The sequence below is a fragment of the Arthrobacter sp. Sr24 genome, from assembly GCF_054511175.1.
Map to the genome: position 1 here is coordinate 1 of NZ_JBTNDB010000022.1, position 20,548 is coordinate 20,548.

The window sequence follows — 20,548 nt, forward strand, 5'->3', positions numbered from 1 at the left end:
GGGCCAGCTCCACAGTAGTGGAGCTGGCCCGCCCGTTGATCTCCGGCATGGAACTAGTTGTCACGTCCGGATTCATTCTCAGCGGATTCGTCCACAGCAGAGGCGCCCTCAGCAGAGGCACCCTCATCAGATTCGTCCAGATCGGACTCATCCAGATCGGAGGCGTCGAAGGCTTCGAAGCCCTCGGAGTCTTCGTAGCCGTCAATTTCTTCCATGGCGTCTTCGAACTGCTCAATGATGAACTCGGCCAACTGCTCACGAGATTCGATGGGCAAAAATGATGCGTGAACGGCGTTCAGCGTCATTTCCAGAACGGTGTCCAAACCATAGCCGAAGGTCTCCACGAGGAGCCCAAATTCCCCGGTCAGGGTCACTCCGCTCATGAGCCGGTTATCGGTGTTGACGGTGATGTTGAAGCCCAGCTGATGCAGCAGCTCAATGGGGTGTTCGGAAATGGTGCTGCCAAATGCGGCGCTGGCACCAGTCTGCAGGTTCGAGGATGGGCACATCTCCAACGGGATCTGACGGTCTCGGACCCACTGCGCCAGATCGCCCAAGGTGAGCGTGCCGACGTCGTGCCCGTCTTCTTCCTGAACATCGAGGTGGATGTCCTCGGCGATGCGCACCCCGTGGCCCAGCCGCAGCGCGCGGCCGTGGACCAGTGCGTCCTGGATGCTTTCAAGCCCGGCACCCTCACCGGCGTGGACCGTGGCCGGGAAGTTGTTCTCCGCCAGGTAGGTGAAGGCCTCGGCGAAGCGGGAGGGCAAGAAGCCTTCTTCCGCACCGGCCAGGTCAAAGCCCACCACGCCGTTGTCGCGGTGGCGCACGGCCAGCTGGGCGATTTCAGCGCCACGATCGGCGTGGCGCATGGCTGTGAGGATCTGGCCGACCTCAATGTAGCCGCCCGCCTCATCCACCGAATCCATGCCCTCTTCCAGGCCTTCTTGGACGGCTTCTACGGCCTCATCCAGGGAAAGTCCGGCGGTCAGGTGCTGCTCCGGAGCCCAACGAACTTCGCCGTACACCACTCCGTCTTCGGCGAGGTCTTCTACGAATTCTTTGGCGACCCGGACCAGCGCATCGTGCGTCTGCATGACGGCAACGGTGTGCTCGAACGTTTCGAGGTACTGCTCCAGCGAGCCGGAGTCGGCCGATTCCAGGAACCAATTGCGTAGTTCCGTAGCCTCGGTGGCGGGCAAGGTATGCCCGGCCTCGGCAGCCAACTCAATGATGGTTTCGGGGCGGAGCCCGCCATCAAGGTGATCGTGCAGGGACACTTTGGGCAATGATTTAAGGTCCACAACGGGAATGGAAATGCCTGGGTGTTCTGAAGTTGAGTTAGTCACAAACCCACTCTAGGGATGAGCCGGGCCCGGCGCTAGTTGGACGCGGGCTTAGTGCCAGTGAATTCCGGCCCCACAGTGGCACGTGGGTCATCTTAACGTCCGACGCCGGCCACCTCCACAGCGTGTCCGTCACCTTCTCCGGCGTCGGACGCTTCATCAAAGATGGGCTCAGCGGACTCATCCGTAGTAGCTGACAGAACGGCGGAATCCTTGTGGCTGCGGCGATCCAGGTAGCGATGCACCCACTTCAGTACGTGGTCCACCAGGATGCCAATCACAACGGCAAAAACGATGGCGATGCCCACCCCAAGCAGGGGATTATCGTGGACCCATCGTCCGGCGAAAGTGCCCACGGCCACTGAGTAACTAGCCCACGTCACCACGGCGATTCCATCCAAAAGCGCAAACCTTCGCCAGGGAAACTGGGTGGCTCCGGTGGTGAAATTAACCGCGATCCGCCCCACGGGGACGTATCGGGCGGTAAAGATCAGAACCGCTCCGCGCTTATCTAATTCCATGCCCGCCCACGCAAAGGCCTTCGCGATGCGGGGGCGGCGCATCCACGCGAAGCGTCGAACTCCCAGTTTGCGCCCTAACCAATAGGCGATGTTGTCACCAATCATGGCACCCACCGAGGCGACCAGGATCAGCAGCCAAATATTGGGGTAACCGGTCCGGGATGCAATGGATGCCAGCGCCACAAGGGCTGTTTCGCTGGGCAAGAACAAGAAGAAACCATCGATCAGGCAGAACAGCGCCACCAGTGGAATAACCCACCATTGAGCAGCGGAGTGTTCGATCATGATGTTGATCTGGTCTATGAGGTGCAAAAAGTCCACCGTGAGTTTCTTCCTCTTCTGTGGTGGGTATCTCGTTCAAGCCTCCCACGCACAACGAGCTGAGGAATCAACCCAGCGGAGGATATTTTCACGCGAGGTGTACGCCTTTGGGCTAAGGACCTACCGCTGGCAACACATACCAAGAGCGACAGCGGATGCCGCACCGCCCGCCGCCGCACGGCCCAAAGACATGGGACGGGCGGCCAGGACATTGTCTTGGCCGCCCGTCCCATGTGCCGCGTTGACTGCGCTAGCGTCACCGAAAAAACGGTAATTGCTGCGCTAGTGTCTGTAGTTCGGGCGGTTAGGCGATGCGGTCGATGATGAGCTTTCGTGCTGTGCGGGTACCTTCGCCGTCGGGGGCGATGGCTACTGCATCTTCGAGTGCTTCTCTGGCCCCGGCGAACTTCTCCGGAGTGTCAGTCAGCAGGGTCATGAGCGGCTCACCGGCGCGCACCACGTCTCCTGGTTTGGCGTGCATGCGCACTCCGGCCCCGGCTTGCACCGCGTCTTCCTTGCGGGCCCGCCCTGCTCCTAGACGCCAGGCGGCAACGCCCACAGCCATGGCATCCAAGCCCACTAATACGCCGTCGGCCGGGGCCACAATGACCTCAGATTCCCGCGCTACCGGCAGTGCAGCGTCGGGATCCCCACCCTGGGCGCGGATCATGCGCCGCCACACATCCATGGCGCGGCCGTCCTTGAGTGCAGCCGCCGGATCGGCACCGCGAATGCCAGCAGCGTCCAACATCTCTTGCGCCAGCTTCACGGTCAGTTCCACCACATCAGCCGGACCACCGCCAGCCAACACCTCTACCGACTCCTGTACTTCAATGGCATTACCGGCGGTCAACCCCAGAGGTGTGGACATGTCCGTCAAGAGCGCCACGGTGTTGACTCCGGCGTCCTTGCCCAAGGCCACCATGGTTTGCGCCAGCTCCCGGGCTTGCTCCACGGTTTTCATGAATGCCCCTGAACCCACCTTTACATCCAAGACCAAGGCAGCGGTGCCCTCGGCAATCTTTTTGCTCATGATGGAGGAAGCAATCAACGGGATGCACTCAACTGTTCCAGTCACATCACGTAGGGCGTACAACTTCTTATCGGCCGGGGCCAGGTTTCCGCCAGCAGCACAGATCACCGCACCCACATCGGAGAGCTGGCGCAGCAGCTGATCATGACTGACATCTGCACGCCATCCGGGAATGGCCTCAAGCTTGTCCAAGGTGCCGCCGGTGTGGCCCAATCCCCTACCGGATAGCTGTGGCACAGCTGCGCCAAATACGGCCACTAGTGGTGCCAGCGGAAGGGTGATCTTGTCCCCCACCCCGCCGGTGGAGTGCTTGTCTGTGGTGGGCATGGGGGCACCGGCACTGTTGCGCAGCCCGCTGAAATCCAACGTCTCCCCCGAGGCGATCATGGCCGCCGTCCACTGAGAGATCTCTTCCCGATCCATGCCGTTGAGCAGGATCGCCATGTTCAAAGCGGCCATCTGTTCTTCGGCTATTTCACCGCGTGTGTAGGCGGCAATGGTCCAGGCGATTTGTTCCGGGCTGAGTTTGCCACGGTCGCGCTTGGTGGCAATGATGTCAACGGCAGCGAAGTTACCTAGCGATGTCACAAGCTACTCCTTCAAGTTCTCGGGGCCAAAGGCGTCGGGCAGGATCTCATCCATGGTTTTGATACCGGAGGATGTCATGATCTGGGTGCTCGCCGTGCTGAATTCAAAGAGGAGCTGCCGACAGCGGCCACACGGCATGAGGATTTCTCCCTTGCCATCAACGCAGTAGAACTCTGTGATGAGTCCCCCGCCATTCATCCGTGCAGCACCCACCATGGTGCATTCGGCGCAGAGCGTCAGCCCAAAACTGGCGTTCTCCACATTGCAGCCGGACACAATGCTGCCGTCTGCAAGCCGGGCCGCTGCCCCCACAGGGTAGTTGGAGTAGGGGGCGTAGGCGTGATTCATGGCCGCGGTGGCGGCTAGGCGCAGAGGCTCCCAGCCGCCGTCGTTCGTGGTATCAGGCATGTATTACTCCTTGATGTAGGGTTCGCCATCGGCGGCCGGGGCCAGTGCCCGCCCCACGAAGCCGGAGACTGCCAAGATGGTCAGCGCGTACGGCAGCATGGCCAGGAACTGGCCATCGATCGGGGTGCCAGCGAGCGAGAGGATACTTTGCAAGTTGCCTGCCACACCGAACAGCAGCGCCGCCAAGGCTGCGCCAATGGGGTTCCAGCGGCCAAAGATCAGCGCGGCCAGCGCAATGAAGCCCAGCCCACCGGTCATGTCCTTACTGAAGCTACTCACGGCAACCAGCGTGAAGTACGCTCCACCAATGCCGGCCACGGCACCGCCGGCCAAAACGTTCAGCACGCGGGTGCGGTTGACGTTGATGCCTACGGTGTCGGCCGCCTTGGGGTGTTCGCCCACGGCACGCACGCGCAAACCCCACCGGGTGCGGAACAAACCGAACCAGAGGGCCACCACCAGGATCAGCATGAAGTAGCCAATGATGGACTGCCGGAACAGGGTGGGGCCAATGATGGGGATTTCTGAAAGGAGCGGGATGGGGATGTTGGGCAGGTGCGCCGGCTGGTTGTAAATGGTGAGGCCGTCCACCTTGGTCTTCATGATCTTCTCGAACAGGAACCCGGTGAGACCGGAGACCAGCACGTTCAGAACCACACCAACAATGATCTGGTTAACCACGTACTTGATGCTAAAAACTGCCAGCAACGCGGACACCAGCACACCCGCCACTGCCGCGGCAAAGAGTCCCGCATAGGCGCTACCGGTGATGGAGGCAACTAGTGCTGCTGTGAAGGCGCCCGCTAGCAGCTGGCCTTCGATGGCAATATTGACCACACCAGCACGCTCGGAGAGCACACCAGACATGGAACCGAACAAGATGGGGGTGGTGATCAGCATGGCACCGGCGAACAAGCCCACCAGAGTGATGTTCTGTGAAGTGGTCCCGCCGATGATCCACACCATCAGGCCCACCACAAAGGCCACCGCGAAGGTCACCAGGACCCACTTAGCGACCTTTCCAGTGTCTCGGGTCTGGCGCCACGCCAGATAGGCCAACGCCACCGAGATGATAGCTACCAGCACACCCATGCCCTTGGCCGGCACCACCAGGTTCGGTACCTGCCAGGCATCTGTGTCTTGGGAAATCCGGAACGTCGCCGTGCCGCTGGGCCCGAGGACAACAAATATCAGCACCGCGAACAGGGCCAAAATTCCAAGCAGGATGGGTAGCTTCCAGCTTCTAACGGCTACCGCATCGGCAACCTTGGGCGTCTCACCCTTGGTGATGATGCTCATGCTGAGACTCCTTCACGGCGAACGTCCTTAATCCGGAAGATGGATCGGACCAGTGGTGGTGCGGCAATGAAGAGCACAATCAATGACTGCACCACGGCCACGATGTCAATGGAGACGTTGGCGTTGATCGCCATGGAGGTTCCACCCGCTTTGAAGGCGCCAAACAAGATGGCGGCGAAGAAGGTCCCCCACGGTTTTGAACGGCCCAACAGCGCCACGGTAATGGCGTCAAAGCCGATGCTGCCGGCAATATCTGCATCAAGTATTTTTTCAGTACCTGCCAGCTGCGTGACGCCAGCCAGGCCCGCCAGACCACCCGAGATCAGCATGACCGTAATGTAGCCGCGGGACACCAACATGCCAGCGGTTCGTGCGGCCTTGGGGTTGGCGCCAATGGCCCGGTATTCAAAGCCCAGCGTGGAACGGTTCAGCAGCCAGGATACGAAGATCACTGCTAAAACAGCCACAATGAGACCTGCGTGGAGGCGGTAGTTGGGGCCCAGGAGTAGCGGGAACATGGCACTTTCATGCATGCGCGGGCTAATCGGGTTGCTGCTGTTGGGATCGCGGAGTTGATTCTTGAGCAGGTACAGCACCAACGAAACGGCAATGTAGTTGAGCATGATCGTCACGATCACCTCATGCGCGCCACTCTTCGCCTTCAAGAATCCAGCGATACCGCCCCACAGTGCACCACCAATGGCGCCGGCCAGCATGACGGCCAACAGGTGGATTCCCGGAGGAAGTTCAATCATGAAACCAACGACGCCGGCAAAGGTGGCACCGAGGATGATTTGGCCCTTGGCGCCAATGTTGAACAAGCCAACCCTGAAGGCCAGCGTCACGGATAGTCCGGAGAGGATCAAGGGTGTAGCAAACGTCAGAGTTTCAAAAATACCCAAACGTCCCTGCCAGGTACGTGAGCCCGGATCGTAGGTGGCGCCTCGCCACAACGCTCCGTAGGCTTCAGAAATAGAGGCCCAAATGGCTTTGAACGTGGCGCTGGGATCGCCAAAGAAGTATCCGGCTGCCGCCGTGACGCGGGCGTCGGTAGCGGCAATCAAGATAGCACCAACAACAAGAGCCACCACCACGGCTAGGACCGAGATCATGGCGCTGCCGCTCATGATCTCGCGAACCACTTGACTGGCATTACCTTCTTTCCCAGCTTTAACGGCTGTGGCCGTTGCCGTTGCACCTGGGGTGCCGGTGGCTCCCGGAATGTTGGGGGCACCAGGGGTGCCCGGAGCGCCCGGGGTTCCTGTTGTCTCTGTTGGCTCTGTTGGTTCTGTTGGCACCGTTGTCTCTGGGGCATTGTCTGCCGGGCCGTTGTTCTTCGGGTCGCTCATGGCTGCACCCCTTCCCCGGTGGTCTCCGAAGGGGTGTCCTTGGGAGTGTCCAAAGTAGTGCCGGGTTCACGTTGAGATTCCATTTGTTCCTGTGCTTCTGCCACGGGCAACCCGGCCATCATGAGACCAAGCAGTGCGCGGCTGGATTTTCCTGGCACGATTCCCATGAGTCGACCAGCGAATAGCACCGCGATCCGGTCGGCCAACTCGAGAACTTCATCTAATTCGGTGGAGACGATCAGCACCGGAGTGCCGGAGTCGCGTTCGGCCACAATTCTCTTATGCAAGAACTCAATAGAACCCACATCCACCCCACGAGTTGGTTGGGAGGCAATGAAAAGCTTCAGAGGTCTGGAGAGTTCTCTGGCCAGGACAACCTTTTGTTGGTTACCGCCGGAGAGCGTATTGGCGGCATCTTGGGAGGTCTGTGCACGGACGTCAAACTCCGCCACCTTCTTAACCGCATTTTCGGCAATGACAGCACGGTTCAAGGTCCCGAGACGCGAATAAGGAGCGCTCTTATACAGATCAAGGATCAGGTTCTCGGCAATGGAAAGTTCTCCCACCAGCCCGTCATCCTGCCTGTCCTCGGGGACAAAACCGACACCGGAATCCAGAACCTGACGGACGCTCTTGCCCACCAGCTCCTTTCCATCCAAGGTGATGGATCCACGCACATGCTTGTGCAGGCCCAACACAGCCTCGGTCAATTCGCTCTGTCCGTTACCTTGAACACCGGCAATGGCGAGAATCTCACCCTGGGACACGCTCAAGGTGACGTCGTCCAAAAGTCTCTGGCCGGCGTCGTTCATGACGGTGAGATTCTTGATCTTGAACGTTTCTGCACCGGGGGTGGCATCAGCCTTGTTCAGCGTCAAGTTGACGGCACGGCCCACCATCAGCTCGGCCAACTCGGTAGTGGAGGCATCCGGGCTGGCTGAACCAACCACTTTGCCGCGGCGGATCACGGTGATGGTGTCAGAAACGGCCTTCACCTCACGCAGCTTGTGCGAGATGAAAACGATGGAGGTTCCACCCGCTTTCAGCTGCGCCATGATGTCCATGAGCTCATCGGTTTCCTGTGGGGTGAGGACGGCAGTGGGCTCATCGAGAATCAGAATTTTAGACTCCCGCACCAGCGCCTTGATGATCTCCACGCGCTGCTGAATACCTACGGGAAGGTCACCAACCAGCGCATCCGGGTCCACATCGAAACCGAACTTGGCGGAAATCTCGCGAATTTTCTTCCGTGTTTTTGCCAAGTTAAGGACGCCGCCAAAGGAGGTCGACTCGGCCCCCAACGCCACGTTTTCGGCCACGGTAAACACCGGGACCAGCATGAAGTGCTGGTGCACCATGCCAATACCGGCCGCCATAGCATCAGCTGGGCCGGAAAAGTTCACGGGAACGTCATCGACAAGGATTTGTCCTGAGCTGGGTGAATACAGCCCGTAGAGGACGTTCATGAGGGTAGATTTTCCTGCCCCATTTTCGCCCAGCAAGCTATGAATCTCCCCCGATTCCACTACTAGGTCAATGTGGTCGTTCGCCACCAGGGAACCAAAGCTCTTGGTGATGCCCCGAAGTTCTAATTTCAACGTTTTAGCCCGTCTGCGAATGTATTGATCACGGCTCGTACAACGGACAGTGGGGGCCGCCGATGGCGACCCCCAATACCCGCTTGCGATTACTACTTAGGGCTGGCCGCGGATTCGACCTTGATGGACCCGTCGATAATGCCCTTCTTGATGTCCTCAAGCTGGGTCTTGGTTTCGGCGGAAATCTCCGCATCGAAGTTGTGGAACGGTGCTAGCGACACGCCACCGTTTTCCAAGGTGCCAATGTAGGGAGTAGCGTCAAACTTTCCGTCCAGATCATCCTTGATCACCGACTCCACAGCTTCACCCATGGTCTTGATGACCGAAGTCAGCAGCACATCCTTGTACGTGGGAGCGGTCAGGAAACCATCGGCATCAACCCAGATCAGCTTGACGTCCTTGCCGTTGCCGTTGGCAGCCAAGATGGCGTCGCCGGCACCCTTACCCAACGGGCCAGCCACGGGCATGATGACATCGGCGCCTTCAGCGATCAGGTTGTTAGTGGTCTTGGTACCTTCCTGAATGATCTCAAAGGTGTTAGCGAAGGAACCCTGCTGGCTGGCAACGTCCCAACCCAGAACCTGGACGTCCTTGCCCTGCTTCTCATTGAAGTAGTCAACGCCCTGGGCGAAGCCATCCATGAAGATGGTGACGGTGGGGATGTTGATACCGCCGAAGGTGCCTACCTTGCCGGTCTTGGATGCCGACGCCGCAACATAGCCGGCCAAGAAAGCGGCCTGGGCCGTGTCATACACAATGGGCTTGACGTTATCGGCCGTGATGGAGTTGTCATCGACAATGGCGTAGTTCAGATCTGGGTTAGCCTTGGCTGCTTCCCCGGTGGCCTCGGCCAAGAGGAAGCCAACGGTGACAGTCAGGTCACAGCCGGCGCTTGCCATCTGGGCTAGGTTCGGAGCAAAGTCTGCCGTGGTGGAAGACTGGGCTTCTTTCATCTGGATGCCCAAGTCAGCAACGGACTTCTCCAAGCCCTCGTAAGAGGACTGGTTGAACGACTGGTCATCAAAGCCGCCGGAGTCGGAGACGATGCAGCCGAGGAAGTCGGCAGCTGCCGGGTTCTCCGAGCTGGCTGCGCTATCGCCACCGGGAGCCGGCGGGGCCTCACCGCAGCCGGTGAGTAGCAGAGCTGTTGCGCTCAGTGCAATGGTGCCAACTAGGGCTCCGCGCTTAAACGTCTTGGTGGTGCTCACGAGCATGTTTTTCAAGGTTCCTCCATCGGTTGGTGGCCTCACTGGAGCCTTGGTGGGCACTGTAGACACTTATCCAACCCCACCTGTGTCCGGAACAACGCTGGCCCAGCTGATGAAGCGAATTTGTTTACCTTGCCACACCCCAGTGTTGCGGCGCTAACAATACCTTAGTGTCATGGCTCACGCGCAACCACCCAGAACGGGCTAGCGCGGTCCATCGTTGGTCAACCGTTACAAACCATGACACGCCCAGATAGCGTTCGGCGCGAGAAACTGCTATTTAGTTGCTCTAGTTACTGGATTCGCGCAGCGTGCGCAGAGCTGCGGCGCACAGAACGCGGATACCCACTGACAGTGCCCGCTCGTCGACAATATAATCGCCGCGGTGAAGATCGTATTCTTCGCCGCCGGGCACGTGCGTACCCAAACGCATGAGCGATCCAGGAATGCCCTGCAAGAACCAGGCAAAGTCCTCGGCTCCCATGGACTGGGGTGCCAGCACCACTGATTCATTCCCCAGTTCGGCCCGGGCGGCAGCCTCGATCACGGCGGTTTCATGCTCGGAGTTGACCACGGGCGGGACACCTCGGGTGTGCTCAAGGAAAACATCCACACCGAAAGGTGCGGCAACTTGCTGCACCACATCATCAAGGAGTTCCCCGGCAGCATGCCAGGCTTCGCGGTCTAGGCAGCGCATGGTGCCGCTCATAACGCCGTGCCCGGGAATTGCGTTCGGGGCCGATCCGGCGTGAATTTGACCCCACACCACGGAGACGCCGCTGCGGACATCCACCCTGCGAGAGAGCACGGCGGGAACGCTAATGGCGATCTGCGCGAGGGCAAATACGAGGTCTTCGGTCAGGTGGGGGCGTGAGGTATGGCCACCACGTCCGGAAAGTTCAATCTTGATGGTGTCCGAGGCGCTGGTGATGGGCCCAATACGGGTACCGATCTTGCCCACCTCGATGCGCGGGTCGCAGTGCAGCGCCATGATGCGGGGGACGCCGTCGAGCGCTCCTTGGTCGATGCAGGACAGGGCGCCACCGGGCATGGTTTCTTCGGCGGGCTGGAAAATGATGCGAACCCGGCCTCCCAGCGGCTGCTGCGCATGCATCCGTGCAAGCACTAGAGCGATGCCCAGCATGGTCGCGGTGTGGAAATCATGGCCGCAGCCGTGGGTGACTCCGTGGTTCCGGGAGGCGAAGGGAAGCCCGGTTTCTTCGATGATAGGCAGGGCGTCAATGTCGCCGCGTAGCGCCGTCGCAATGGGACCTTCGCCGACGTCGACAATCACCCCTGTGCCTTCCAGCCGGCGGGGGGCCAAGCCCGCTGCTAAGAGGTGTTCATAGATTTTCTCTGAGGTGCGGAACTCCTGAAAGGACAGTTCCGGGTGAGCGTGAATGTCTCGGCGGAACTCGATGACTTGGGCCAGGAGCGGCTCCAGCCAGGGGCCTACCAGCTCAGTTGCATCTGTTTCCATCGAGTAATTGCGCACCTTTCACACTCTAATGGTGTCGGCGCCAGGCAGTACTATTAGCTTCCTCGCGTTACGCGGGCGCCCCACCGGGTGTTACGCGGGCGCCCCACCCGGCGCTACAGCACGTCGGTGTCGCCGCGCGCCTTGAGTCCGTCCACGGCCTTTTTGACCAACTGGGAATGTGCGCGGGTGGTGACCAAAAGCGCGTCCGGGGTGTCCACGACCACCACGTCCTGGATACCGATCAGGGCGATGACGCGCTTGGTGTCGGTCACCACGATCCCGGTGCTGTCCTCGGTGAAGACACGGCCGCCTTCACCGATGACCTTCACGTTCTTGTTTTCCTTGGCACTGCTGAGCCGGGCGATCGCGGCAAAGTCTCCCACATCGTCCCAGCTGAAGTCGGCGGGAATAACAGCGACATCTCCAGCATCAGCGGCGGGTTCCGCTACTGCGTAGTCAATGGCAATCTTGGGCAGCGTGGGCCAGATTCGGTTCTTGACGGCAATCCTGTCCGGGGTGTCCCAGGCGGCGGCAATTTCCATCACCCCGGCATATAGCTCGGGCTCGTTGGCTTTAAGGTGGCGCAGCATCAATTCCACCGGAGCCACGAACATGCCGGCGTTCCAGTTGTACTCACCGCTGGCAAGGTAGGTCTCGGCGATTTCTTCGCTAGGTTTTTCTACGAACTTGACCACGGTGTGGGCGCTGGGCGCACCAGCAATCTCCAGCGGCTCACCGGTGCGGATGTATCCGAATCCGGTGGATGCGTGAGTGGGCTTAATGCCGATGGTGACAATCTTGCCCGTGGCCGCTGTGTATATGGCCTCGCGCACGGTCTCTTGGAACTTCTCCACCGGGCTGATGACTTGATCGGCCGCGAAGGATCCCATGATCGTGGCCGGATCGCGGGTATAGAGGATGGCGGCGGCTAGCCCAATGGCGGCCCCGGAGTCCTTAGGCTCGGTTTCTAGGACTAGGTTTTTGTCAAGGATTTCCGGCAGCTGACGGCACACGGCTTCGCGGTGAGCTTCCCCCGTAACCAGCAGTATCTTTTCGCCGCTGAGTGGTTCCAAGCGATCGTACGTGGCGCGGATCAGGGTGCTGCCGCTGCCGGTCAGATCATGCAGGAATTTAGGCGCTGCTGCGCGAGAAAGCGGCCACAGCCGGGTGCCGACGCCACCGGCCGGAATGACTGCGTAGAACCTGTCCAGGGGATCCGTAGCGGACTGCCCGGGGTAATTCACATTTTGCGTATTCATCAAGACCACCATAGGCGATGGGCCCGTAGTGACGGGCTCAGAAGCGCTTTAGACACTGTGTGATCTTGAAAGGTCCGCCCAGGGTAGGAGGCTTCACTGCTAGCCGGGCACACCGGCGTCGTACCTCAGATCGTCCTAAAGATCGTCCTTCGGGTCGCCCTGAAGACGGTCGAAGTGGAGACAGGCAAACGGGAAGATGACGGCATCCACGATGCGCCAAAAGAGCCACATTCCGCCATTTTTCGCTCCCACTGTGATTTGATGCATAGAGCAAGGAGTGCCTAAGTTGAATATGCTGTTAGCTAAGCCTAAATTTAGGCTCAAGTATGAGTGCTCACGCCGTGTGCGTTTCCCCGCGTGGAACCACGCCAGCGCAACGGTGACGCAGGGAAGGTTTAATCAGTGCCGACAAAACCAGCTGGCACTCTGTATCGCGGCCGAGAAGGCATGTGGTCCTGGGTGGGACACCGTATTACCGGTGTAGTGATTTTTATTTTCTTGTTGGTGCACGTCCTCGATACCTCATTGGTGAGGGTTTCTCCTGAGGCGTACACAGCAGTCATTGGGGCGTATAAAAACCCCATTATGGGTTTGGGTGAAGCGGGTCTGGTCGCCGCAATCGTGTTCCACGCCTTCAACGGCCTGCGCATTATTGCCATCGACTTCTGGAAGAAGGGCCCCAAGTACCAGCGTCAGCTGCTCTGGGGTGTCTTGGCCCTGTGGGCTGTGACGATGATTCCGTTCTTGATCCGTCACCTCACCATTGTCTTCTCCAATTTCTTCGGGGGGCACTAAATGAGTACCGACTCCATCGCAGCACCGCGCTCTAACAGCGCGCATTCGCCTAAGTACAAGCGCAACAAGGGCACCAATTCAAGCTTTGAAATGTTCGCTTGGTTGTTCATGCGCCTCTCCGGCGTCATCTTGATCGTGCTGATCTTCGGCCACCTCTTCGTGAACCTCATGGTCGGCGAAGGCATCCACGCCATCGACTTCGGTTTTGTGGCTGGTAAGTGGGCCGATCCGTTCTGGCAGATCTGGGATCTGGCTATGTTGTGGCTGGCTCTGCTGCACGGCACCAACGGTGTCCGCACCATCATCAACGACTACGCAGAGCGCGACGGCACCCGGATGGCCCTCAAAACCATCCTCTACATCGCCACCGCGGTCATCATCGTTTTGGGCACCTTGGTCATCTTCACCTTTGATCCTTGCCCTCCCGGTGCAGTTATTGATCTTCCGTCCTTCTGCCCCGTCCCCTAACTAGGGAACTGCCCAGTCCTTGAGGGTCCGGCATAGGCAAGAAGTGAACACCAGCGTTTAATGCAGTAAATGAGAGAAAGAGCATCCAGTATGCAGGTCCACAAATACGACGTCGTAATCGTCGGGGCCGGTGGCGCAGGAATGCGTGCCGCCATTGAATCCGGACAGCGTGCCCACACCGCCGTTCTGACCAAGCTCTACCCCACCCGCTCCCACACCGGTGCAGCACAGGGCGGCATGTGTGCAGCCCTTGCCAACGTGGAAGAGGACAACTGGGAGTGGCACACCTTTGACACCGTCAAGGGTGGCGATTACCTAGTTGATCAGGACGCTGCGGAGGTCATGGCCAAAGAAGCCATCGACGCCGTGATCGACCTCGAAAAGATGGGCCTGCCGTTCAACCGCACGCCCGAGGGCCGCATTGACCAGCGCCGCTTCGGTGGCCACACCCGCGATCACGGTAAGGCCCCGGTTCGCCGTGCCTGCTACGCCGCAGACCGCACCGGTCACATGATTCTGCAGACCCTGTACCAAAACTGCGTCAAGCACAACGTCGAGTTCTACAACGAGTACTACGTTTTGGATCTGCTCACAGTGGAAGAGGAAGCCACCCGCGCGGACGGCACCATCTACCTGCAGAAGAAGATTGCTGGCGTGGTCTCCTACGATCTGGCCACCGGCGAACTGCACGTCTTCCAGGCCAAGTCCGTCATTTTGGCTACCGGTGGAGCAGGCAAGGTCTTCAAGACCACCTCCAACGCGCACACCCTGACCGGCGACGGCATGGGCATCGCGTTCCGCAAGGGCATCCCCCTGGAAGATATGGAGTTCTTCCAGTTCCATCCGACAGGTCTGGCCGGTTTGGGCATTCTGCTCTCCGAGGCCGCCCGTGGTGAAGGTGCCATCTTGCGTAACTCTGAGGGTGAGCGCTTCATGGAGCGTTACGCCCCCACCATCAAGGACTTGGCTCCGCGCGACATCGTGGCTCGTTCCATGGCTAACGAGGTTCGTGAAGGCCGCGGTTGTGGCCCGAACAAGGACTACGTTCTCCTTGACCTGACTCACCTGGAGCCGGCGCACATTGACGCCAAGCTCCCGGATATCACCGAGTTTGCCCGCACCTACCTCGGTGTGGAGCCGTACACGGAGCCGGTCCCGGTATTCCCCACGGCTCACTACGCCATGGGCGGTGTTCCTACGAACATCACTACCGAGGTTCTGCAGGACAACGACACCATCATCCCCGGTTTGTACGCCGCCGGTGAAGTTGCTTGCGTTTCCGTTCACGGTTCAAACCGTTTGGGCACCAACTCGCTGCTGGACATCAACGTGTTCGGTAAGCGTGCCGGTGTGGCCGCGGCTGAATACGCCAAGACCGCTGACTGGGTTGAGCTGCCGGAGAACCCGGAAGCTGACACCCGTGCTCTGCTGGACCACGTCCGTACGTCCGACGGCGGCGAGAAGGTTGCGCTGATCCGTAAGGATCTGCAGGACACCATGGACGCGAACATGCAGGTGTTCCGCACCGCTGACTCCATTGATACGGTGCTGGCAGATATTGCTTCCTTCGAGGAGCGCTACTCACGCATCACCGTCCAGGACAAGGGCAAGCGATTCAACCTTGATCTGCTCGAGGCTGTTGAACTGGGCTTCCTGCTAGAACTGGCCAAGGTCATGACGGTTGCTGCCCTGCACCGTCAGGAATCCCGTGGTGGACACTACCGCGAGGACTTCCCGGACCGCGATGACGAGAAGTTCATGAAGCACTCCATGGCGTACTTGGATTCCAACGTCACGGTAGAAAGCTCCGAAGAGAGCATTGCCGGCATCCGTCTGGAAACCAAGCCTGTTGTTGTCACGCGTTACCAGCCGATGGTGAGGAAGTACTAATGAGCGCCGTAGAAACTGAATTGCCGGAGCCGGCATCAAAGATCGAACTTCCCGCGCACCTCGGTGGCGGCGGAGAGATCCCCACCTTTGACGTCACCTTGCGTGTTCGCCGCTATGACCCCGAGTTCTCGGAAGAGTCAAAGTGGGAAGACTTCACCATGACCATGTACGGCACCGACCGCGTGTTGGATGCTCTGCACAAGGTCAAGTGGGAGCAGGACGGTTCGCTGTCCTTCCGCCGTTCCTGCGCTCACGGCGTGTGCGGTTCCGATGCCATGCGCATCAACGGCCGCAACCGTTTGGCGTGCAAGACTCTGCTCAAGGACCTGGACACGTCCAAGCCCATCACGGTCGAACCCATCAAGGGCCTGCCCGTCGAGAAGGACCTGATCGTGGACATGGAACCCTTCTTCCAGTCCTTCCGTGAGGTCATGCCGTTCTTGATCAACCGCGATCACGAACCCACCAAGGAGCGTCTGCAGTCTGCCGAGGACCGCGAGCGTTTTGACGACACCACCAAGTGCATCCTGTGCGCGGCGTGCACGTCATCTTGCCCCGTCTTCTGGACCGATGGCCAGTACTTCGGCCCGGCAGCCATTGTGAACGCGCACCGCTTCATCTTTGACTCCCGCGACGACGCAGGCGATATGCGTCTGGAGATCCTCAACGACAAGGAAGGTGTGTGGCGTTGCCGCACCACCTTTAACTGCACCGAAGCATGCCCCCGCGGCATCCAGGTCACCCAAGCAATTGCCGAGGTCAAGCAAGCCATCTTGGCTCGCCAGATCTAGCGTTTGCTGCTCTTCTCGAAAGCGCCGCTCCTCTGATGGGGGCGGCGCTTTTGTGTTCTGTTCGGGTGCTTCTGTTGTCTCCCCCGTTCCCTCCCGCTTCACCGGCTCCTCCCTCTCATCTCTCCCCTCCCTCTCATGGACGACGGCGGGATCCTCCCTTGCGCCGCCCCCGGCACCTGCCGTTTCCCGCCCCGATTTAGCCGTTTCCCGCCCCGTCTTTGCCGAGTCAGACGGACACACGTCGAGTCAGACGATCCGCAGCGTCTGACTCGAAGGCCTTCCGTCTGACTCGACGCAGGCGAGGTTATCCACAGGTTCGAAAGTCAACCGTTCGGCGCCAGGTTTTCGTATCATGCTGGATATATGAGCCAGTCATCAAGTTTCTTCAAGCACGACGCCGGAGCCTCCCCGGGGGCACGCCTGCCGACATTGCCCCCGTACTGGGCATCGTACCGGCGCAGAGCCCAATCACGGCACGATTCCTCGCCGCATTTCCTTCCCAGAGAATTGCGTGGCGTACCACCCAATTGCTAGATGCCGGCTTCGGGCAGCGCCAAGTGCAACTGCTGGTCTCCAGCGGGGTGTTGTTGCGAATGCGCCAAGGCGCCTACCTACGGGCATCCCACTGGAACTCTTTGTCCGAGAATGCGCGTGAGCGGACGGTCATCTTCATCCACTCCTACGGTACTCAAGCAACCTCCGCGGCCGGATTCGTCTACAGCCACACCCCCGCTGCCAGGCTTCACCGCCTATCCCTGTGGGGACCTGACACCTTGATTCACGTGACACAAGCCAATACACCATCGAGTGCGGGTTCCGATTCGCGCACCCGTATTCACAAGGGGAAACTCCCCCGCAGTGACGTCACGGAGATTGACCAGATGCAGGTGACAACTCTGGAACGGACCGTGGTGGACTGTTGCCTCACGATGCCGTACAAACAAGCCCTCATTCTCACCGACCATGCACTCCGCAAAGGCGCCTCCCTGCAGAGACTCTTGGAAGCTGCAGACCGGCTGGGACAGCACCGTGGCGTGCGAACCTTGCGGCGGGTATTGACCCATGCCAACGGGCTCTCTGAATCCCCCGGTGAGACGCTGACTCGTGACCTTTTGCGAGAGCTGAACATTGAAGCCCCAACACTTCAGCACTGGATCCACACCCGAAAAGGAAACCACCGCGCCGACTTCGCCTGGGTGGAAAAGCGTGTAGTTCTCGAGTTCGACGGCAAAGCCAAGTACTTCGACTACAGACCAACAGATGAGGCTGTTCTGCTGGAACGCCAACGTGAATCTGCACTGGTCGAGGCCGGGTGGGCGGTGATCCGTCTCGAGTGGAAAGACCTGTTCAACGCGGCCTACGTCAAGGCGAAAGTTCTAGCGGCCCTCAACCGCTGAGCTCGAGTCAGACGGAGAGCCATCCAGTCAGACGTTGCGCATCGTCTAAGTCGACACCGCTCCTTCTGACTCGGCGAGGAATGGCCCGGGCCGGAGGCGAAGTCGGTAAGGACGGGGCAGTCAGGCAAGGCGGCGTAGTTACCGCTTCCTGCGCGGGCGAAGATCTGCCGCCAGCACGGCGGCGATCGCGGCGGAGATCAAATACACCTGGCTAAGCAAGAAGAACCAGACAAACAGGCCCAAAATAACGGCAAAGGGTGCCAGCAACGTGTTGTTGGTTATCCCGCTCAGTAGCAACGCGCTGAAGTACCGCAGCACAGTAGCTCCGACCCCGGAGAACAAGGCGGCCAGCAAGAGGACTCGTTGCCGCATGTGCACTCGAGAGGCGATGCTGTACATGATCATGGCCACGGCAACATCCATAATGAGCATCAAGACGATGGAGCTTAATTGGGCTGTGGCACCGGTCAGGAAACTGCCCAAGCCCAGAAGGTCGCTGAGGGTTCCCATGGCCGCGGTGCTTAGCAGTCCCAACCCACTGGTCAGTATCAGTGCCACGGCCAGCACCAGCAGCGTCACACCGTCGCGCACCTTCGAGAGTACCGGGTTGGTCCGGTCCCGTGCCAAGCCAAGCATGGAACGGATACCTTCGCGCAGGCCATTGATCCAGCTCATGGCGGTCACGATTAACGCGAGCAAGGAGATCAGAAGCGTGGCCCCGAAGCCCTCGGTGCCTAGGAGTTGTTCGGGGGTAGCCAAGCCGCCGTCGCCGGTATCGATCAGGCCTGGAGTGCTCTCGGCGACCAGCTCGATCACGGCGTCACGCAGCGCATCATTTCCCGCTGCGAACATGCCAAAGAGGGCAAATCCCGCAACGAGCATGGCGCCGACTGAGAAAAACATCAAGTAGGCGTTGCCCGCGGCCAACAGAGGACCACGGCGGCGCGAGTAAAGATTCCACACGCGCAGGGGAAACTTCTGCGCGGCCCAGGCATTGAGCCACAGAAACCCTGTGGTGAGCTGTCGCCAAGGGCCGCCGTTTGCACGCGCAGCGGCAAAATCTTCACGCTTGCCGACGGTCCATTTGGCCAGAGCCCTACGGTCCAGCGGACTGGGCGGAGGATTCTCGGGAGCGGCCATGGGGCGTTTGGCAGCCACGCCGGGAGCTACGAATCCCGGAAAATGGCCAACCTCTTTAGGCGACCTATGTTCTGGTTGCTCCCCCAAGTCTCAGCTCCTCCCGCAGCGCCCATGTGCCTTCAATGTAGTCGAAGAGACCAATGCTGGTCACCTCAAATTCGGCCTCGAAATCATCCATCTCTACTTTTGAGCGCGCCATCGTCTCAGCGTCGAGAGCATGAGCAATGGTCAGGTGCGGATGGAAAGAGAATTCGAGCAGGTGCTCCAAGGGGCCTTCGAGTAACTTGGCGTGCAGGGCGGCACACTCCGTCGCACCATCGACAACGTTGAGGAACACCACGGGCGAGACTGGCTCAAACGTCCCAGTCCCCCGCAGCGAGAGCTTAAACGGTGCGGACTCTGCCGCCACTTCACGCACGTGAGCCTCGGCAGCCGCCCATGATTCCCATGCCCGCCCCGAGACCAGCGTGATGTGAGGAGCTACGACGGCGGTTCCCGGCCCTGCGTACATGGCCCGCTTCGCACCCAGAACTTCAGCCAGGGACGGCGGCAGCGAGATGACCACGCCCAAGCTGTCGGTGTGCGGAACTGCTGTGGCTCCGCTCTGGCCTATACCTGGCACTGTTAGCCGACCGCCCCGAGCGGAGGAAGGAAACCGACCTTAGCGTAGACATCCGCGAGAGTGACCGATGCTATTTCGCGAGCTTTCGCAGCACCGTGAGCCAACAGCGAATCCAGTTCGGCCGGATCATCGAGCAGCTCGAGTGTGCGGGCCCGAATGGGTTCCAACCGAGCCACGACGGCCTCGGCCACATCCACTTTCAGGTGGCCGTACATCTTGCCCTCATACTCAGTCACCAAGGTATCAACAGGCTTGTTCGTCAGTGTTGAAAGAATTTCCAACAAGTTGGTAACACCGGGTTTCGTTGCGCGATCGTGGGCAATGACCGTATCGGCGTCGGTGACCGCTGACTTGATGCGCTTGGCGGTCACCTTGGGATCATCGAGAAGGTTGATCAAACCGTTGGGACCCGATGCAGACTTGGACATCTTCGACGTCGGATTTTGCAAGTCATAAATGCGTGCGCCCTCCTTCTGAATGAAGGCTTCCGGCACCACGAAGGTGTCACCAAAACGGAAGTTGAAGCGTTTGGCTAGATCCCGGGCGAGCTCCACGTGCTGGCGCTGATCATCGCCCACCGGAACGCCTTGAGGACGGTAGAGCAAGATGTCAGCCGCCATCAGGACCGGGTAAGTGAACAGTCCCACGCTGGCCGAATCGGCGCCGCCCTTGGCCGACTTGTCCTTGAACTGGGTCATGCGGGACGCTTCGCCGAACCCCGTAATACAGTTCAGGACCCAGGCAAGCTGGGCGTGTTCTGGTACATGGGACTGGACAAATAAGGTGGACTTTTCAATGTCGATGCCACCGGCGATGTACTGTGCCGCCGTCTTGCGGGTGCGATCACGCAATTCTGCCGGGTCCTGCTCCACCGTAATGGCGTGCATGTCCGGGATAAAGAACAGCGTCTGGTAATCGTCCTGGGTTTTGACCCAGTTGACCAAGGCCCCCAGATAGTTGCCGAGGTGCAGGCTGTCGCCGGAGGGTTGCATTCCGGAAAGGACGCGGGGACGTGCTGTGGTTTCACTCATGATGGTT

19 protein-coding genes are annotated in these 20,548 nt (G+C 59.7%); 5 read left to right on the forward strand and 14 right to left on the reverse strand.

All coding sequences use genetic code 11. The features are described 5' to 3' along the window. Positions 1–53 precede the first annotated feature (53 nt). From ACX80D_RS13525 to ACX80D_RS13575, 11 genes are all read right to left on the reverse strand, one after another. Positions 54–1,346 carry an adenosine deaminase gene (locus ACX80D_RS13525; protein WP_459323320.1) on the reverse strand — a complete coding sequence of 431 codons (1,293 nt, stop codon included), beginning with the start codon at positions 1,344–1,346 and terminating at the stop codon, positions 54–56. A 92-nt stretch (positions 1,347–1,438) separates the two neighbouring features. Continuing rightward, the gene (locus ACX80D_RS13530; protein ID WP_459323321.1) at positions 1,439–2,185 is read right to left on the reverse strand and encodes a DedA family protein; all 747 of its coding nucleotides are present in this window, start codon (positions 2,183–2,185) and stop codon (positions 1,439–1,441) included. 304 nt (positions 2,186–2,489) lie between these two features. Further along, positions 2,490–3,806, reverse strand: coding sequence for a thymidine phosphorylase (locus ACX80D_RS13535; protein ID WP_459323323.1), 1,317 nt, complete (start codon positions 3,804–3,806; stop codon positions 2,490–2,492). Between the two features lie 3 nt (positions 3,807–3,809). Continuing rightward, positions 3,810–4,214, reverse strand: coding sequence for a cytidine deaminase (locus ACX80D_RS13540; RefSeq protein ID WP_459323324.1), 405 nt, complete (start codon positions 4,212–4,214; stop codon positions 3,810–3,812). A gap of 3 nt (positions 4,215–4,217) precedes the next feature. Next, positions 4,218–5,513: an ABC transporter permease gene (locus ACX80D_RS13545; protein WP_459323326.1), complete on the reverse strand. Its 1,296-nt coding sequence runs from the start codon at positions 5,511–5,513 to the stop codon at positions 4,218–4,220. Continuing rightward, complete coding sequence (locus ACX80D_RS13550) at positions 5,510–6,862, reverse strand: ABC transporter permease (protein WP_459323328.1); 1,353 nt, start codon at positions 6,860–6,862, stop codon at positions 5,510–5,512. Before ACX80D_RS13550 ends, ACX80D_RS13545 begins: the two co-directional genes overlap by 4 nt. Then, positions 6,859–8,460, reverse strand: a complete 1,602-nt coding sequence (locus ACX80D_RS13555) for an ABC transporter ATP-binding protein (RefSeq protein ID WP_459323330.1) — start codon at positions 8,458–8,460, stop codon at positions 6,859–6,861. The genes ACX80D_RS13550 and ACX80D_RS13555 overlap by 4 nt, the downstream gene beginning before the upstream one ends. Positions 8,461–8,552: 92 nt before the next feature. Then, positions 8,553–9,674 carry a BMP family lipoprotein gene (locus ACX80D_RS13560; RefSeq protein WP_459323418.1) on the reverse strand — a complete coding sequence of 374 codons (1,122 nt, stop codon included), beginning with the start codon at positions 9,672–9,674 and terminating at the stop codon, positions 8,553–8,555. A 283-nt stretch (positions 9,675–9,957) separates the two neighbouring features. Next, complete coding sequence (locus tag ACX80D_RS13565; RefSeq protein WP_459323332.1) at positions 9,958–11,163, reverse strand: amidohydrolase; 1,206 nt, start codon at positions 11,161–11,163, stop codon at positions 9,958–9,960. Positions 11,164–11,261: 98 nt separating this feature from the next. Next, the gene (locus tag ACX80D_RS13570) at positions 11,262–12,407 is read right to left on the reverse strand and encodes a mannose-1-phosphate guanylyltransferase (protein ID WP_459323334.1); all 1,146 of its coding nucleotides are present in this window, start codon (positions 12,405–12,407) and stop codon (positions 11,262–11,264) included. A gap of 135 nt (positions 12,408–12,542) precedes the next feature. Continuing rightward, positions 12,543–12,674: a hypothetical protein gene (locus ACX80D_RS13575; protein ID WP_459323336.1), complete on the reverse strand. Its 132-nt coding sequence runs from the start codon at positions 12,672–12,674 to the stop codon at positions 12,543–12,545. Between the two features lie 135 nt (positions 12,675–12,809). Here ACX80D_RS13575 and sdhC point away from each other — a divergent pair, with 135 nt between their 5' ends. From sdhC to ACX80D_RS13600, 5 genes are all read left to right on the forward strand, one after another. Continuing rightward, positions 12,810–13,202, forward strand: a complete 393-nt coding sequence (sdhC, locus tag ACX80D_RS13580; protein ID WP_074711603.1) for a succinate dehydrogenase, cytochrome b556 subunit — start codon at positions 12,810–12,812, stop codon at positions 13,200–13,202. Then, entirely contained in the window at positions 13,203–13,670 is a 468-nt protein-coding gene (locus ACX80D_RS13585) for a succinate dehydrogenase hydrophobic membrane anchor subunit (RefSeq protein WP_459323338.1), read from the forward strand. It begins immediately after the preceding gene. Positions 13,671–13,760: 90 nt separating this feature from the next. Next, a complete protein-coding gene (sdhA, locus tag ACX80D_RS13590) occupies positions 13,761–15,560 on the forward strand; it encodes a succinate dehydrogenase flavoprotein subunit (protein ID WP_459323340.1) in 1,800 nt (599 codons plus the stop codon). Further along, positions 15,560–16,351, forward strand: coding sequence for a succinate dehydrogenase iron-sulfur subunit (locus ACX80D_RS13595; protein ID WP_459323342.1), 792 nt, complete (start codon positions 15,560–15,562; stop codon positions 16,349–16,351). The genes sdhA and ACX80D_RS13595 overlap by 1 nt, the downstream gene beginning before the upstream one ends. A 635-nt stretch (positions 16,352–16,986) precedes the next feature. Then, the gene (locus ACX80D_RS13600) at positions 16,987–17,748 is read left to right on the forward strand and encodes a type IV toxin-antitoxin system AbiEi family antitoxin domain-containing protein (protein WP_459323344.1); all 762 of its coding nucleotides are present in this window, start codon (positions 16,987–16,989) and stop codon (positions 17,746–17,748) included. 138 nt (positions 17,749–17,886) lie between these two features. Here the strand turns inward: ACX80D_RS13600 and ACX80D_RS13605 are convergent, their stop codons facing one another. From ACX80D_RS13605 to trpS, 3 genes are read right to left on the reverse strand one after another with little or no spacing between them, the layout of a single operon-like run. Continuing rightward, positions 17,887–18,975, reverse strand: a complete 1,089-nt coding sequence (locus ACX80D_RS13605; RefSeq protein WP_459323346.1) for a YihY/virulence factor BrkB family protein — start codon at positions 18,973–18,975, stop codon at positions 17,887–17,889. Next, the gene (locus ACX80D_RS13610; protein WP_459323348.1) at positions 18,953–19,510 is read right to left on the reverse strand and encodes a 2'-5' RNA ligase family protein; all 558 of its coding nucleotides are present in this window, start codon (positions 19,508–19,510) and stop codon (positions 18,953–18,955) included. Before ACX80D_RS13610 ends, ACX80D_RS13605 begins: the two co-directional genes overlap by 23 nt. 2 nt (positions 19,511–19,512) lie before the next feature. Beyond that, positions 19,513–20,541 (reverse strand): tryptophan--tRNA ligase, encoded by a 1,029-nt coding sequence (gene trpS, locus ACX80D_RS13615; protein WP_459323350.1) that lies wholly within the window; start codon positions 20,539–20,541, stop codon positions 19,513–19,515. Positions 20,542–20,548 lie beyond the last annotated feature (7 nt).